The 16,324-nt window shown below is 62.0% G+C and carries 14 protein-coding genes; 3 read left to right on the top strand and 11 right to left on the bottom strand.

The features are described from left to right. Window positions 1-2: 2 nt before the first annotated feature. The 4 genes from QD408_RS04995 to QD408_RS05010 are packed head-to-tail and all read right to left on the bottom strand — an operon-like array spanning window position 3 to window position 4,611. Complete coding sequence (locus QD408_RS04995; RefSeq protein ID WP_414138537.1) at window positions 3-1,247, bottom strand: O-antigen ligase family protein; 1,245 nt, start codon at window positions 1,245-1,247, stop codon at window positions 3-5. Further along, window positions 1,244-2,806, bottom strand: a complete 1,563-nt coding sequence (locus tag QD408_RS05000) for an undecaprenyl-phosphate glucose phosphotransferase (protein WP_414138538.1) — start codon at window positions 2,804-2,806, stop codon at window positions 1,244-1,246. The genes QD408_RS04995 and QD408_RS05000 overlap by 4 nt, the downstream gene beginning before the upstream one ends. Window positions 2,807-2,862: 56 nt before the next feature. Beyond that, window positions 2,863-4,032: a glycosyltransferase gene (locus tag QD408_RS05005; RefSeq protein WP_414138540.1), complete on the bottom strand. Its 1,170-nt coding sequence runs from the start codon at window positions 4,030-4,032 to the stop codon at window positions 2,863-2,865. A gap of 3 nt (window positions 4,033-4,035) precedes the next feature. Further along, window positions 4,036-4,611 carry a polysaccharide biosynthesis/export family protein gene (locus QD408_RS05010; RefSeq protein WP_088685393.1) on the bottom strand — a complete coding sequence of 192 codons (576 nt, stop codon included), beginning with the start codon at window positions 4,609-4,611 and terminating at the stop codon, window positions 4,036-4,038. Between the two features lie 190 nt (window positions 4,612-4,801). Between QD408_RS05010 and QD408_RS05015 the strand changes: the two genes are divergently transcribed. After that, window positions 4,802-6,967, top strand: coding sequence for a GumC family protein (locus tag QD408_RS05015; RefSeq protein ID WP_414138541.1), 2,166 nt, complete (start codon window positions 4,802-4,804; stop codon window positions 6,965-6,967). A gap of 3 nt (window positions 6,968-6,970) precedes the next feature. Here the strand turns inward: QD408_RS05015 and QD408_RS05020 are convergent, their stop codons facing one another. Next, on the bottom strand, window positions 6,971-8,212 hold the full coding sequence (locus QD408_RS05020) for a GNAT family N-acetyltransferase (RefSeq protein WP_414138542.1): 1,242 nt from the start codon (window positions 8,210-8,212) through the stop codon (window positions 6,971-6,973). A gap of 220 nt (window positions 8,213-8,432) precedes the next feature. Next, window positions 8,433-8,642: a DUF2842 domain-containing protein gene (locus QD408_RS05025; RefSeq protein ID WP_088685396.1), complete on the bottom strand. Its 210-nt coding sequence runs from the start codon at window positions 8,640-8,642 to the stop codon at window positions 8,433-8,435. 114 nt (window positions 8,643-8,756) lie between these two features. On the opposite strand from QD408_RS05025, the gene QD408_RS05030 reads away from it, so the two are divergent. Beyond that, complete coding sequence (locus tag QD408_RS05030; protein ID WP_414138543.1) at window positions 8,757-9,860, top strand: COX15/CtaA family protein; 1,104 nt, start codon at window positions 8,757-8,759, stop codon at window positions 9,858-9,860. 10 nt (window positions 9,861-9,870) lie between these two features. Here QD408_RS05030 and QD408_RS05035 read toward each other — a convergent pair whose 3' ends face one another. The 3 genes from QD408_RS05035 to speB all read right to left on the bottom strand — a co-directional run bounded on the left by QD408_RS05035 (window position 9,871) and on the right by speB (window position 12,627). Then, window positions 9,871-10,662: a sulfite exporter TauE/SafE family protein gene (locus tag QD408_RS05035; protein WP_088685398.1), complete on the bottom strand. Its 792-nt coding sequence runs from the start codon at window positions 10,660-10,662 to the stop codon at window positions 9,871-9,873. A 7-nt stretch (window positions 10,663-10,669) separates the two neighbouring features. Continuing rightward, window positions 10,670-11,602, bottom strand: coding sequence for an N-acetyl-gamma-glutamyl-phosphate reductase (gene argC, locus QD408_RS05040; RefSeq protein WP_414138544.1), 933 nt, complete (start codon window positions 11,600-11,602; stop codon window positions 10,670-10,672). Window positions 11,603-11,664: 62 nt separating this feature from the next. Then, complete coding sequence (gene speB, locus QD408_RS05045; protein ID WP_088685400.1) at window positions 11,665-12,627, bottom strand: agmatinase; 963 nt, start codon at window positions 12,625-12,627, stop codon at window positions 11,665-11,667. A 371-nt stretch (window positions 12,628-12,998) separates the two neighbouring features. On the opposite strand from speB, the gene QD408_RS05050 reads away from it, so the two are divergent. After that, window positions 12,999-14,975 (top strand): acyltransferase family protein, encoded by a 1,977-nt coding sequence (locus tag QD408_RS05050; protein WP_088685401.1) that lies wholly within the window; start codon window positions 12,999-13,001, stop codon window positions 14,973-14,975. Window positions 14,976-15,104: 129 nt separating this feature from the next. Here the strand turns inward: QD408_RS05050 and rpsI are convergent, their stop codons facing one another. Beyond that, entirely contained in the window at window positions 15,105-15,572 is a 468-nt protein-coding gene (rpsI, locus tag QD408_RS05055; protein ID WP_009995734.1) for a 30S ribosomal protein S9, read from the bottom strand. Window positions 15,573-15,574: 2 nt separating this feature from the next. Beyond that, the gene (gene rplM, locus QD408_RS05060; protein WP_012483399.1) at window positions 15,575-16,039 is read right to left on the bottom strand and encodes a 50S ribosomal protein L13; all 465 of its coding nucleotides are present in this window, start codon (window positions 16,037-16,039) and stop codon (window positions 15,575-15,577) included. Window positions 16,040-16,324: the final 285 nt, after the last annotated feature.

A 16,324-nucleotide genomic window follows, 5' to 3' on the forward strand; every position in this document is an offset into this window, starting at 1 on the left:
CTTCAAGCCGCTCCGGCGAGATTTCGGCGGCGCTTGTGGCGCGCTTCCAGCGCTACGCAGCCCCAGACCGTGCCGAACAGCAGGTAGACATGGCGCCAGTGGTCGATGTCGATCACGTTGCCGATTGCCGCGTGGCCGAGAACGGAGATCCAGGCGATCATGAGGAAGGGTTGCCAGGGCCGATCGAGCAGCAGGTTGCGGAAGCCGATCGTGAGTGTCCAGAGCAGCATGCCGACATAGCTGACGAAGCCGAGCCATCCATAGGTGGTCAGCGATTTCAGCCAGATATTGTGCTCGTCCTCGGGAAACATCGTGCCGAACACGAGCGGGCCGATGCCGAGCGGGCGCTCCATCATCATGGTGAAGCCGATCCTGTGGCGCTCGAAGCGGCCGAGATGCTCGCCGTCATATTGCTGCACTAGCTGGGCGCGTGCCGAAAACAGGTTTGCGACCTTCGGGATCTGCAGCGCCACCAGCAGCGATGCGACCAGCATGATGATCGCCGCCAGCGACAGGATCAGCACTCTCAAGCGGAAGGCGCCGCTGCGCTCCTTCAGCAGCATGATGAAAATCAAGAGCAGTACGCCAAGGGCAAAGAGACCCCAGGCGGCGCGGGAAAAGGAGAGGAAGATACCGAGCGCAATCACCAGCAGGGCCACGGCCTTCAACGGCGATTTCTTCAGGTCGCCGACGAGGATTCCATGGATGAGATGGAGTGACGGCGGCACCAGGAAGGGGCCGAAGACGTTCGGATCCTGGAAGGCGCCTTTGGCGCGGTCGTAGAGCGTGAAGACCTCTGAACCCGGAAAGGCGTGAAAATAGCCGAGCACGCCGAGCGCTGAAGTGGCGACGGCGGCGAAGGCCCAGGCGTTGAAGATCAGCGGCAGCCGCTTGTGGCTGTCCTCGATGATCGCCGCATAGAAGACGGCCGTCAGGGCCAGAAAGGTCGAGACCGCGATATACATCGGTCCGGTCGCGAGATCCTTCATCTGTGTCAGCGACAGCATGCCGCCGATATTGAAGGTGAGGAGCAGGGCAAGCAACGGCGCGACGCCCCGCGAAATCTTCAGGCCGAGGATGAACCAGAGGCCGATCAGCCCCGCCATCCAGAGTTCATAAGGCGCCGGCTCATCGATGACGAAGCCTGAGAGGAAGACGCCGAAGGCGACGAAGGCCGAGCCGATCAGGCGCAGCGTCACCCGCTGCGGCTGGGCGACACGCTGATATGTCGCCTCGATCGCGCTCAATAGGCATTTTCCGTGTTGAGCAGCCGGATCGGCGTCAGGAACAGGATCTTCAGATCGAACCAGAGCGACCAGTTCTCGATGTAATAGAGATCGTAGGCCGTGCGGAACTTGATCTTCTCGTCATTGTCCACTTCGCCACGCCAGCCGTTGATCTGCGCCCAGCCGGTGACACCCGGTTTGACGCGGTGGCGGGCGAAATAGCCCTCGACGACATCGGCGAAGGCGCGGTCGCGCGCCTGGGCGAGAACGGCATGCGGACGCGGGCCGACGAGGGAGAGGTCGCCCTTCAGCACGTTGAAAAGCTGCGGCAGCTCGTCGATCGAGGTCTTGCGGATGAAACGGCCGACGCGGGTGACGCGCGGATCGCCCTTGGTCACGGCGGCCCTGCCTGTGGGGTCGCTCATGTTGGTGTACATCGAGCGGAACTTGAAGACGTTGATGACTTCGTTGTTGAAGCCATGGCGCTTCTGCATGAAGAAGACAGGGCCCTCCGAGGTCGCCTTGATGGCGATGGCGGTGACGAGCATCAGCGGCCAGAGCAGCGCAAGCGCGACTATGGTGAAGAAGATGTCGAAGCCGCGCTTGGCGACGGAATCCCAGTCGCGGATCGGCTTCTTGAAAATGTCGAGCATCGGCACCGAGCCGACATGAGAATAGGCGCGCGGCCTGAAACGCAGCCGGTTGGCATGGGCAGCGAGGCGGATATCGACCGGCAGGACCCAGAGCTTCTTCAGGAGATCGAAGATACGCGCCTCGGCCGAAAGCGGCAGGGCGATAATCAGCATGTCGATGCGCGTCAGCCGCACGAATTCGACGAGTTCGGCCACGGTGCCGAGTTTCGGATAACCGGCGACCATGATCGGCGAACGCTTTTCGCCGCGGTCGTCGAAGATGCCGCAGATGCGGATGTCGTTGTCGGCCTGCTGTTCGAGGATGCGGATCAGTTCCTTGGCCGGTTCGCCGCCGCCGACAATGACGGCGCGCCGCTCCATGATGCCGTTGCGCGCCCAGTTGCGGATGCCGTAGGCGACGAGGAAACGCTCGGCCGCCAGGAAAAGCGCGCCCACCACGAACCAGGGGATACAGGCCTCGACCATCGCCCAAGTCGTTCCGCGGACGAGCGCGAAAAAGCCGACGGTCAGGATAAGCGCGATCGTCCACGAGGCGAGGATGCGCGGCATCAGCCTGAGCTTGGCTCGAAGTGCGGGAATGGTGTAGGTGTCGGCAAGCTGCAGCCCGACGACCGTCAAGGCAGAAGTGATCGCCGCCATGCCGGCGCGCATCAGCGGGGTATCGCTGCCGTCGCCCGGCCAGAAATAGTGAGCGATCAGGGCAATGGCGAAGAGCGCCAGGAATTCCAGGAGCCGCAATTGCCCGATGATGATGACGGGCGATTGCGGGCCGTCGCGGAATTGTTCGGCGATCTGCCGGGCATAGGGATTGATCTCGATCGGCCCGGAGGATTTCTCCTCGGCCGCGTCGCTGCGCGCCTCGACGTCGGAAACTTGCTTGCGCAGCGCTTCTACGTCGAATTGGTCGCTTTTTTCCAGTTTGTTCATGGGGTTTTGTCGCTCGTTGTCAGCAAGCGAAATACCAGAAAGCCCCTAAGAAATATTTACGAGGCGGCGGACATTGCTTGCCCGGCAGTGGGATCGACGAGCTCATGGTACAATTTCAGGACATCCTGCGCCATCACCGCCGAGGAAAACACGGCCTTTACTGCGTCGCGCGAGGGCATTGTTTGGGCGTGCCAGCTGGGTGTGCTCAGCGCTTCCGCCATGACGCGGGCAAGATCGGCGGAATTGCCGGGCTCCACAAGGGCAGGGCTGTCCTTGCCGAGCACCTCGGGAATGCCGCCGACGCGGCTTGCGATGATCGTCTTGCCGGCGCCGAGCCCTTCGAGCACGATATAGGGCATGGCTTCGGCGCGCGAGGGGACGACGAGGTTCTGCGCCATGGCGAAAGCTTCGTGGATGCGCATCGCCGGCAGCATGCCGATACGTTTACCGAGGCCGCGCTCGACCATCATTTCGCGGTAGCGGTCGCGGTCGGGCCCGTCGCCGATCATCAGCGCTGAAAGCGGCCTGCCGAGCAGCCGCTCGGTCTTGGCGAAGGCATCGACAAACAGATCGGGACCCTTGAGGTCCCGAAGCATCCCGACATAGATGAAATGGACGGCATCCGACCGGGTGTGGATCGGCTCGAATTCACGCTCTCCGATGCCGTTGTAGATCAGTTTCGTCTTCGTTCGCGGCTTGCCCACCTTGCGGGCATAGGTGTCGCGCTCGTATTCGCAGATGAAGACCAGCGCATCGGTGAAATATTCCTGCAAGCGCTCCATCCTGAGGACGAACTGTCCTGTGAACGAGGAGCGCGAATAATGCAGGCTTCCGCCGTGCGCGGTATAGAGGCGGGCTACGCGATACCTGTTCACCCGCAGAGCTGAGCCGGCAAGTCGCGCGAGCACGCCGCCTTTGGCGCCGTGTCCGTGCAGCACATCCGGCCGCAAACTTTTGATTTTCTTGTACGTATCCCACATCGTCGCAATATCGGACGGGCTGACGGAGCGCCGGATCGGCACGCGTGTCAGGCCGAGCGACAGATAGGGACGGATATCGTCGAAAAGGCTGTCCTCATGTTCGCCGCCGGTCGAGCTGTCGCAGAGGATGCCGATTTCATGACCGGCCTTGCTGTGCTCTTCGACGAGATCGCGGACATGGCGGAAGATCCCGCCGACCGGCGACCTGAAGCAGTGGAGGATGCGGAGCGGCTTCTCTGTTGCCATCGCTCAGAAGAGCCGTTCGCGGACGTAGATCGTGTCGCCGGCGATGATCGGACCGGATATGTTGATGCGGCCGGTCAGCACCTCTCCGTTGATCTTGCGGGTGACGTCGACCATGCTCTGGTTGGCGCGGCTGGAGAAACCGCCGGCAACCGCGATGGCGTTCTGCACCGTCATACCGGGAACATAGGCATACTGGCCGGGCTGGCCGACTTCGCCCATGATGAAGATCGATCGGTAGCGATCGACGTCGATGGTGACGTCGGGGTCGCGAAGATAGCCCTGCTGCAGTTTCTGGGCGATCTGCCCGGAGAGTTGCTGCAGGGTCCGGCCGCGGGCAGGGACCTGGCCGATGAGGGGGAAGGCGATATAGCCGGCCTGATCCACCGTATAGGTATTGGTCAGGCTCTGCTGATCGAAGACGGTGATGCGCAGACGGTCGCCGCTGTCGAGCGTATAGGGCTGGATCGTCGCCTCGTTAAAGGCCTTCGGCGCCGGCTTATACGTCGTGCAGCCGCCCAATGCTGCCGTCATGGCTGCAAGGCTCAGGGCCAAAAGGATCTTGGGCGGGGCGACAGACATCCGCTTGTGCTCACAGAAAATGAACTTGGTGAAGCCGTTATCGATCCGTTAGGGTTAATGCCCGGTAAAGGGCGCATGCAATTTCCCGGTTTCCTTCGCCGACCTCGCTCATTTCTTGGCAGGATCGCCATTAACCGTTGAGTTACCATGGTCGTTTACGCTTGCGGCTCGTTTGTTGTGGAGTAAGAGCATGTCCGGCGTAGTGCGTGATCAGGATGTGGACATCGACCTCGGCCAGCTGGTCCGCGCTGTTTGGGCGCGCCGCCTCAGGGTTTTGGCGATTACTCTGGCGGCGGCAGGTGCCGCCTTCGCCGGCGCCAAGCTGATGTCGCCGCAATATCGCAGCGAAACACGGCTCCTCATCGAACCCCGCGCGCCGGCCTTCGCCAGCACCCAGCAGGCCAATGACGCGAGTGCCGGCCCGCTGATGGACGAGTTGAATATCGCCAGCCAGGTGCAGCTCCTGCAATCGGCCGATCTCCTCAAGCGGGTCATCAACGACCTGAAGCTCTATAACCTGCCGGAATTCGACGACGCCGCCAATGGCTCTGCCATGAGCAGTATCCTGGTGAAACTGCACCTGAAGAAGAACCCGCTGGAAAACCCGCCGGAAGAGCGCGTCATCGACGCCTTCATCGAACGGCTGCAAGTCTATCAGGTGCCGGGTTCACGCGTCATCGGCATCACCTTCACCTCGAAGGATCCGAAGCTCGCCGCCGCCATCCCGAACGCCATGGCGAAGGTCTACCTCTCGATCCAGAGCGGCGCCAAGCTCGATTCCAATTCGGAGGCGACGCGCTGGCTGGAGCCGGAAATCGAAAACCTGCGCCGGAAGGTCAGCGAGGCCGAGCAGAAGGTTGCCGAATATCGCACCACTTACGGGCTCTTGCAGACGAACGGCACGACCACCTTTCCGGCACAGCAATTGAACGATATCTCCGCCGAGCTGACCCGCGTGCGTGGAGACAAGGCCAATGCCGAGGCGAGGGCGCAGGCGGTGCGCAATGCGCTGTCTTCGGGCGAGGCTTCCGACACGCTGCCTGACATCATGTCCTCACAGGCTATCCAGCGGCTGAAGGGGACCGAATCCGGCCTGCAGTCGCAGATCTCCGACCTGCAGACGAGCCTTCTCAACAACCATCCGCGGCTGAAAAGCCTGCGCGCCCAGCTCTCCGATATCCGCGGCCAAATCCGCCAGGAGACGCAAAAGATCCTGGCGAGCATCGAAAACGAAGCGAAGGTTGCCGATCTGCGCGCGAGCGAGCTGGAGCGCCAGAAGGACGCGGTACAGGCCAACAGCGCCCGTGCCGGCGAAGACGAGGTTGGCCTCAACGCGCTGGAGCGTGAGGCAAATGCACAGCGCCAGTTGCTCGAAACCTATCTGGTTCGCTACCGCGAGGCGGCTTCCCGCGCCGACAGCAATTCGAGCCCTGCCGATGCCCGCATCGTTTCCAAGGCGATCGAACCGGTCGATCCCTATTTCCCGAAGGTCGTGCCGATCGTCGTCGTCGCCGCTGTCGCGACGTTGATCGTGAGCGCGATCGTCATCATGCTGGCCGAACTCTTCAGCGGCCGGGCGCTCCGAGCCGTCGATACCGCGCCGAAGGAGTCGGAAGACGAAGCGGCCGTCGAGGACGACGTGCCGCAGGCCGCTCCGGTCGTTGCCGCCGCCAGAAAACCTGTCCAGCCGAGCATGCTTGCCGTCGTCGCGGATGAGGATGACGAAGTCGAGGACGTGGAGGCTGCCGAACAGGCATTGGAGGACGACAATGAATTCTCCATTGCCTCCGTTGCGGACTATCTTACGGACAGCCGCGCGCCGCTGGCGATTGCGATATCTCCGACCGGCGACAATGGTTCGGTGGCGACGGTTTCGCTGACCCGCATGCTTGCCGATGCCGGACGCCGCGTCATTCTGATCGACATGACCGGTTCCGGTTATCCCACAGAACTGATGGCAGAGGACCGGGTGGCCCTTGGCGTCACGGATCTGCTTTGCGGCGAGGCCGCCTTTGGCGACACGATTCATGGCGACCGTTTTTCCGACGCGCATCTGATCCCGCAGGGCCAGAGCGATGTGCGCCGCGCCATGTGTGGCGTCGACCGGCTTTCGCTGCTCCTCGATGCGCTCGCTGCCGCCTATGACCTTGTCGTCGTCGAGTGCGGTGCGGCCGATGTCGCCGGCGTTTCACGGCTGACGCGCAGCCGCGACGTCGAGATCATCCTCTCTCTGCCGGAGGTCGAGGAGACCATCTTCGTGACGCTGATGACGGAATTCCAGGCGGCAGGCTATGAGCGTGTCGTGCTGATGTCGGGCGGGGATGGGTCGGAGCAGGCATTCGGCCGGGCCGCCTGAGCGTCAGCTGATCCGCGCCCTTATGCCCTGGGCGAACTTATAGAGCTTGGGCCGCGCCTTGATATGCGCCTTGCCGCGGGTGACGAGCCGATGCGCGGCGCCGGCGGCGACGCCGAGCGGCGAGACCGGCAGCACTACGTCGTAATGCGCTGTCTCGACCGGCGCCCAGGAACGTTTGTAGGTCTGATCGCCGAGGCCGAAATCGAACAGCGCCACGCCCTTGCCATGCAGTCCCGAGATGGTCTGCCAATAGAGGAATTCGCCGGGGCTCGTATCCGGCACAAGCTCTTCGTCGATCGCGCCGAACTGGCAGATGATGTGATCGCCCTTGCGCGAGATACCCGAAATCGCGGCGATACGGCCTTCGTTTTCGCCTTTGAGCCGCAGCGCATGCATCTGCAGTCCGAAATACTGGCTGGCGTCATCTCGCTTGTCGATGAGGCCGTGCAGAAAGGCCTGCGTCTCCTTGTCGGCGAAGACGTCGGGCAGGCCGAGGCTGGCAAAGCGGGCGCTCTTCAGGCGGAAGAACGTATTGAGCAGGCGATGCTGCTCTTCCGACGTTTCGGGAATGACGTATTCGAAGCCGCCCGCAGCCTCGAGACGTTTCGACTGAACGCGGAATTTCTTGCGCCGGCTCTTGGCGTTGAGCTGTTTCAGCGTTTCCTCGAAGGTGGAAAGCAGCGGCAGCTGGTAGGCGTGGTTCTGGTTCTGCACCATCGGCAGTCCCGTCAGCGGCGTCTGCCGCCCGCGCCATTCCAGCGGAATGTTCTGCAGCAGCAGCAGATCGGCCCGGCCCTTCAGCGCCTGCTGGAGCTGGCCGGCGAACTTGTCGGCGTCGATGCTGCCGCCGCTGTCTGCAAAGCTTTCGGAAAACAGACCGGTATTGATGTTGCTGTGATCGGCGGCGATGAACTTCGCGACGGAAAGCCCGCGGGACTTGACGATCTCGACTGGCAGAATGAAAGCGGCCTGGCCGGCATGGGTGCCTTTGAGGATCGCCAGCGGCCTCTGAAAGGCGCTTGTCCAGGCGGCGCACCAGTCGTAGCTCTGATGCAGCGACTGGAGATTATCGCGCTCCAGAGTTCGCCAGTCGTCCTCCAGCGGCTGCATTGCCTCGAAAACGCTGATGTCGATTTCGGCCATGGCGAGTTTCATGCTCAGCTGGCGCAGGTTCGAAAGGGCTGTCTCGGCCAGCGCTGCGTCGTCTGACGCCTGTTCATCGACATCGAGCTTTTGCGTCTGCACGGGTGGTCTCCGGTCAAGAATGCTGAGCGGAAGGTAGGGGTGCCTGACGTATATTTGGTTTAACTGGAGGTGGTGGGCGAGGTTTTCCGCTGATCACGGTTATTCCGCCGTTAATGCATGTCGCTCGGAACTGTGCAGCGGTTCCGAGATAACGACATGCATAAAACAGGGGGTCAAAGTGCTGCGCATGATCAAGTTTGGTGCGACGCGCTGGGTGATCTTACCGCTGGCGGGGGCCGGCCATCCATTTGATGATCACCATCGCAGGCAAGACCCAAAGCAGACCGGTCAGGAAGAAATAGAGGAGGTGTCCCCACCAGGGCGCGTTGCCGAGCGTTGCCACCGCGATCGTATTGGCCAGCAGCGCATAGCCGAGCACGAGCACGATGATGAGGATCGTGCCGATGAATTTGCGGAGGCGGATGGGCATCGGTTATCTCTTGGATTGGACGCATCGACCGGCGCGACGGCATGCCGCAAAGGTTCGGGGCTTGTTTTGCATGAGCCGGTGGGGCAAATCAACACCCGGATAGAAGGAGACATCATGGCCGTCGCGAACCTCATCACGGAACAGGCGATCCGCAGCGAAATGCGAAAGCAGGACCGCGACCGCCGCGCCGTGCGCCTCTGGCTCGGCTTCGTGCTCTTGGCGCTTTTCTGTCTCGTGCTCGTCGGAGGCGCCACGCGGCTCACCAATTCCGGCCTGTCGATCACCGAATGGAAGCCGATCCACGGCGTCATCCCGCCGCTGTCGGTTGCCGAATGGGAGGAGGAGTTCCGCCTCTACCAGCGCATTCCCGAATTTCAGCAGTTGAACAGCTCGATGACCGTCGAGGAATTCAAGGGCATCTTCTGGTGGGAATGGGCGCACCGGCTGATCGCCCGCGGCATCGGCGTGATCTTCGCCCTGCCGCTGATCTATTTCTGGCTGACAGGGCGGATCGAGAAGCGCCTGCGCTGGCCGCTCCTGGGCATCCTGGCGCTCGGCGGCCTGCAGGGCTTCATTGGCTGGTGGATGGTATCGTCAGGGCTTTCCGTCCGCACCGACGTCAGTCAATATCGGCTGGCGACCCATCTCGTCATGGCTTGCCTGATCTTCGCCTCCTGCATGTGGATCATGCGCGGCCTCTCCAGACATTCCAACGATCCGATGCCGGCGCGAAGCTCGCGCGGCTTTGCCGCCACGATCGCCATTTTCTCGCTGTTCCAGATCTATCTCGGCGCTCTTGTGGCTGGGCTCGACGCCGGCTTTTCCTACAACACCTGGCCGCTGATGGACGGCGCCGTCATCCCCTCCGATCTGCTGATACAGCAACCCTTCTGGATCAATGCCTTCGAGAACCCGAAAACGGTGCAGTTCATCCATCGCGTCGGCGCCTACACACTCTTCGCACTGACGCTCATCAATATGGTGATTGCACTGCGCGCGGCATCATGGACCACCCATGCTCGCCGCGCTGTCCTGCTCTTCGCGCTGGTGACGCTACAGGCGGCGATCGGCATCGCCACGCTGCTGATGCAGGTGCCGCTTCACTGGGGCCTGCTGCACCAGGCCGGCGCACTTGTCGTTTTCGGCTTCGCTGTTGCCAACTGGCGGGGCTTTTACGGCGAATATCCGCGCGAGACGGTGATCGCGGAACACGATTGAGCTAGCCGCTTCAGCGTAGCAGGCCGTCGAGCAACGGCATGCCGACGATCGCGGCGGCGCCGATCAGGACGTAGCAGGCGATGCGGAAAGTCCGTTCTTCCGCAAGCCCGAAGAGTTTCGAGCCGCCGTAGAGCCCGACCGCATAGCTCGGCAGGGTGACGACCGTGAGCGCGAAGACGGCGGGCACGAACAGACCGCCGACATAATAGCTGATGACGCTGAAGACGGTCGAGATCGAGAAGTAGAGCACCACATTCGCCCTGACACGCGCGGAATCGCTCTTGCCACCGAGCCAATAGGCGACGACGGGCGGGCCGCCGAGTTGCGCGGCGCCGCTGAAAAGCCCGGCGATCAGGCCGACGCCGCTGGTGAGCGGCGTGGACGGGGCGCCGTGGTAGCGCCATCCGGAGACGAGGAGCGCAAGCAGGGATATGGCGATGACCGCGATACTCCAGCGCAGCAGCATCGGGTCGAGCAAAGCCAGCATCGCCGTGCCGGCCGGCACACCGAGGGCAGCCCCCGCCGCCATGACGAAGACCTCGCGTCGGTTGGCGCCGCGCCAGGCGGGCGGGATCATTCCGAGCGTGGCAATGCCGTCGATGACGAGCAGGATCGGTGAAACCAGCTTCGGCCCGACGATTGCGCCGCCGAGCGGAATGAAGATCAGCGCGGCCCCGAAACCTGAAAAGCCGCGGGCAAGTCCGGCGATGAAGGCAAACGCCATCAGCGCGTAGATGCCGTGGTCGGGCAGGGCGGTTGCAAACCAGGCACGCAGGCCGGCGATAAGCGCATCCGGCGTCATGATGTCGTCAGGAAGCGAGCATCAGGTCCATGTTCTGGACCGCGGCGCCCGATGCGCCCTTGCCGAGATTGTCGAGCAAGGCCACCAGATTGACCTGCGAACCGCCTTCCTTGCCGAAAACGAAGAGCTTCATCGTGTCCTTGCCTTCGAGCTCGACGGCGTTGACACGGGGCAGCGCCTTGCTTTCGGCGAGCGGCACGACGGTGACGATATCCTGTCCGGCAAAATGGGCGACGAGCGCGGCATGGATGCTCTCCATCGTCGTGCCCTCGGCGAGATCGTCGAGATGGAGCGGCACCTGCACGATCATGCCCTGCGCGAACTTGCCGACCGACGGCGAGAAGATCGGCGCGCGGTCGAGCAGACCATGCACGGTCATCTCCGGCACATGCTTGTGGGTGAGCGGCAGGCCGTAAAGGAAATGCGGCGCGGTGATCGCATCCGGATGATCCGGATTTTCCATCTGGGCGATTAGCTGCTTGCCGCCGCCGGTATAACCGGAAACCGCGTTGACCGTCACCGGATAGCCGTCCGGCAGAATGCCGGCGGCGCGCAGCGGCCGGATGAGGCCGATCGCGCCGGTGGGATAGCAGCCGGGATTGGCGACGAAACGGGCGGCCTTGATCCTGTCGGCCTGCGCCCCGTCCATTTCGGCGAAGCCATAGGCCCAGCCGGGATTGACGCGGAAGGCCGTCGAGGTGTCGATGACGCGGACGTTGTTGTTGCCCGAAACCATCTGAACCGCTTCCTTCGACGCATCGTCGGGCAGGCAGAGGATGGCGATGTCGGCGCCGTTCAGCATGTCTTCGCGCATGGCGGCATTGCGCCGTTCGGCCTCGGGAATGGACAGAAGCTCGACATCGCGGCGGCCGGCCATGCGCGTACGGATCTGCAGACCCGTTGTGCCGTGTTCGCCGTCGATGAAGATTTTCGGTGCCATGATAGACCTGCGCTTTCAAGAGGTTCTGAAGGTTTCCGGATTCGGTTTGGGAGATCAATAAATCAGTCGTGTGACGTCGCGATGGCGCGTCGCTCCGCATGAAGCCCCAGCATATACATTGCCACCGTCGCCCCTGCAATGGCGGTAGTATCGGCGTGGTCGTAGGGCGGCGACACCTCGACGATATCGGCGCCGCGTATGTCGAGCTGATGCAGACGCTGCAGCACCGAGAGGATCTTGGCGCTCGACGGTCCGCCCGCAACCGGTGTGCCGGTACCGGGCGCAAAGGCCGGATCGAGGCAATCGATATCGAAGGTGAGATAGGCGGGTGCGCCGCGCGTATGCGAGATGATCGCAGAGGCGATGTCGCCGGCGCTCATATCCTCGACCTGATGCCCGTAGAGGATATTGATGCCGCAATCCTCGGGCGCATGCGTGCGGATGCCGATCTGGATCGATCGGTCGGGATCGATGATGCCCTCGCGGACGGCGCGCGCCACGAAGGAACCATGGTCGATGCGCCGCTCTTCGTCGAACCATGTGTCCTGGTGGGCGTCGAACTGCACGAGGGCGAGGGGGCCATGTTTTGCCGCATGGGCTTTCAGCAGCGGCCATGTGACGTAGTGATCGCCGCCGAGCGTCAGCAGAAAGGCGCCGCTGTCGAGGATGGCGTTCGCCTGGCGTTCGATCGCCGCGGGCGTGTCCTGATGGTTGCCGTAGTCGAGCAGGCAATCGCCATAGTCGATCACGGCCATCCCGGCGAAGAGATCGCGGTTGAAGGGATATTGCGCGTCGTTGTCGAAGATCGCCGAGGCGCGCCGGATCGCCTGCGGCCCGAAGCGCGTGCCCGGCCGGTTCGATGTCGCGGCATCGAAAGGAATGCCCCAGACGGCGACGTCGACGCCGGCAAGCTCCTTGGTGAAGCGGCGGCGCATGAAGGACAGCGCGCCGGCAAAGGTCGGGTCGCTGGCGGCGGAGGTAAGGCTGGTCGCCATGAAGGCGTGGTCAATCGATCTGTTCGCCAAGTCATGCTCCTTTTTTCGCTCGCAAAACCATCGTCGCGTTCGATGCGGACGCTGCGTTGTAAGATCACCGTTCGACGCAGGCATCGAGCGGCAGTCTCGCGAAAGTGTTGGCTGATCCCTCGCGCGCAGAAAGGGGTAGGCGAGGTGCGGCTGGAATTCAAGCAATCGTTCGGATCACGGCCCGCCCGTTACGGCCATGGCGCGGAGTGCCGTCCTCTCCTGCATCGACGGGATGCATGAAAGCACTAGTTTAGTCACAATTTTTTTAAAATCCACACTTGCAATAAGTCTTGCGGCTACCTAAAGCAAGCCCTGAGTCGTGGGGATGACTCCGCAGTCAGCAAGAGCATTGTATTTTAGGAATATTTACAGTGATTTACCGAAGAGAGGTTGACGGCCTGCGGGCAGCCGCGGTGATGCCCGTGATTCTGTTCCATGCGGGTTGCAGTCTCTTTTCCGGCGGTTTCATCGGCGTCGATGTTTTCTTCGTGATCAGCGGCTTTCTGATTACGTCGATCATCCTCGAGGAGATGCGCGACGGCACCTTTTCGCTGGCGGCATTCTACGAGCGCCGGGCCCGCCGTATCCTGCCGGCCCTGTTTCTCGTCATTCTGTGCTGTCTGCCCTTCGCCTGGCTCTGGGTCATGCCGGAGGAATTTCGTGCCTTCTCCGACAGCCTGATTGCCACCAGCCTCTCCGGCGCAAATTTCCTGTTCTGGTTCAAAAGCGGCTACTTCGCGCCGGAGGCCGGAGAGGTGCCGCTGCTTCATATCTGGAGCCTTGCCGTCGAAGAGCAATATTACATGGTCTTCCCGCTGCTCGTCATGTTCATGTGGAAGCGCAAGCGGAATTGGCTCTTTGCGCTCCTGGTTGCGATTGCGCTTGCGAGCCTTGCCTACAGCGAGTGGGCGTCACGCGCCTTTCCCTCGGCCAATTTCTATTTCCTGCCGTCGCGGGCCTGGGAGTTTCTGGCCGGATCACTCTGCAGCTTCATGCAGTTGAAGGGGCAGGAACGCGGCAGCGATCCGCTGTCGCTCCTCGGTTTCGGCATGATTGCCTTCTCCGTCTTTTACTTCGACGAGACCTCGCCCATTCCCTCCACGCTCGCACTGGTTCCCGTGGTGGGCGCGATGCTCGTGCTGCTCTTTGCCCGACAGGGGACCTGGGTGGCGGCGCTGCTTTCGACCCGCGCCTTCATCATGATCGGGAAGATCAGCTATAGCGCCTATCTCTGGCACCAGCCGCTTTTTGCCTTTGCGCGCATTCGCAGCATCGATCCGCCCCGTCTCGCCGTGATGGGCGCGCTGGCCTGCGTTGCTCTTGTCCTCGGCTATCTCTCGTGGCGTTTCGTCGAGCAGCCGTTCCGCAGAAGCCGGCACAGATTGCTGCCGACCCGCCGGGGCCTGACCGTATCGGCATCGGTGATGCTCGCAGCCCTCTTTGCCTTCGGGCTTTATGGCCACGATACGCGCGGTATTCCCTGGCGACTTCCGGAGCCGATCAAGGATTTCATCGCGGACAGCGAGTGGAGCAAGACGTGTCTTATCGAGAGCGGGTCGGATTGGGATGCGATGCCGATCAAGGACTGCATATTCAATAGCGGTCACGCGCGGACTTACGCAATCCTCGGAGATTCCCTGGCATCGGCGCTGACGCCCGCGCTTGCCAAGCGTCTGGACGGCATGGATATCGGCCTGGAGCAGATCACGCACAGCTTTTGTGCGCCGGTCGCCGATGTTTCGATGGCCTCCCTCCAGGCGCGCGAATGCGGTGCCTTCAATGCTGCCGCGATCGACTATCTCGTCAAGAGCAAGGTCAAGACCGTCGTTCTCGCCGCATCCTGGCAGGTGTTCTTCGCACAATCCCGATACGTGTTCAAGGACGAGGAAGTCGCGACGCCAGACGTCGGACAGAAGTTGAAGGATGCTTTTGACAAAACCGTCGGCGATTTGACGTCGGCCGGCATCCGAGTGGTCATCGTCTACCCTCATCCGCGCGGCGACACGGAGATCGCAGCCAAGGTCGCCAAGCTGATGCACAAGGGCATGCCGGCGCCGACCATCACCATCGCCCAGGATGAATTCATCGAGCAGTCATTGCCGTCCTATGCCTATCTCGATGGCCCCAAGGACAAGCATGTCCTGCGCGTCGATCCGGCCAAGATCTTCTGCGGGATAGAGACGGGGCGATGCGATCTGGCGCGGGAAGGCAAAGCCTTGATTTTCGATAAGGTGCATTTCACCCCGGCGGGGGCGGAAGCCGTAGCCGACGAAATTCTGGTCGCTCTGAAGCGAGACGACGTGGCGGCTGAAAACGGCGTGGCGGCGCTCTCTTCCGGCGGCTTCTAAAAAAATCCAGTAAAGGTGCGAAGCGGTCGGCGTCTCTTGCGCGTCGGAAAAGATGCGCGATGCTGTGACCGCGCAAACAAAAAGGCCGGGTTTCCCCGGCCTTCGTAAATTCTCGTCTGTCCGAAGCGATTAACGCTTGGAGAACTGGAAGGACCGGCGGGCCTTTGCCTTGCCGTACTTCTTGCGTTCGACGACGCGGCTGTCGCGGGTCAGGAAGCCGCCCTTCTTCAGCACCGAGCGAAGGCCCGGCTCGAAGTAGGTGAGGGCCTTGGAGAGACCGTGGCGAACGGCGCCGGCCTGGCCGGAAAGGCCGCCGCCGGCAACGGTGGCGACGATGTCGAACTGGCCGTCACGGGCAGCCGCGACGATCGGCTGACGCAGGATCATCTGCAGCACCGGACGGGCGAAATATTCCGCGAATTCCTTGCCGTTGACGATGATCTTGCCGGAGCCCGGCTTGACCCAGACGCGGGCAACGGCGTTCTTGCGCTTGCCGGTCGCGTAGGAGCGGCCGAGCGAATCGACCTTGCGGACGTGTGCCGGAGCAGCAGCTTCGGAAGCCGTGCCGAGATCCTTCAGGGAGGAGAGGTCAGCCATTATCAGGCGCTCCTTACGTTCTTTTTGTTGAGCGCGGCAACGTCGAGGGCGACCGGCTGCTGGGCTTCATGGGGATGGTTGGAGCCGGCGTAGACGCGCAGGTTCTTCATCTGGCGACGGCCGAGCGGGCCGCGCGGAACCATGCGTTCGACGGCCTTTTCGAGGACGCGCTCCGGGAAGCGGCCTTCGATGATCTGGCGTGCGGTGCGTTCCTTGATGCCGCCGGCATAACCGGTGTGCCAGTAGTAGACCTTGTCGGAATACTTCTTGCCGGTGAAAACGACCTTGTCGGCATTGATGACGATGACGTTGTCGCCGTCGTCAACGTGGGGCGTGAAGGTTGCCTTGTGCTTGCCGCGCAGGCGCATAGCGATGATGGAAGCGAGACGGCCAACGACAAGCCCTTCGGCGTCGATGATCACCCACTTCTTCTCTACCTCTGCAGGCTTCTGAGAGAAGGTTGCCATAGTGAATACTCTCTTTTAGGACCCTTGGCCCGAGGGCTTGAAGGGCGTTTTTTGTTGCTTGGATTGACACGCCCGAGGCATGCCAAAAAGAAAGCAGCCGGGAGAGGCTGCGTTCTGGCGGGGTGTATAAAGGGAATGTGACATCCGGTCAATATCGACTTCCCCGGCCATCTGAAAAAAGAATAAGTAAAAACAATGCGTTAGCTGTATGGTATTATATTACCTCACATTTGTCGGCCGGAGAGCCGTCGTGCTGACGCTTTAGCGGCGGCTTGAGACCCTTAT

The sequence above is a fragment of the Rhizobium sp. BR 249 genome (assembly GCF_047445895.1).
Taxonomy (GTDB): Bacteria; Pseudomonadota; Alphaproteobacteria; order Rhizobiales; family Rhizobiaceae; genus Rhizobium.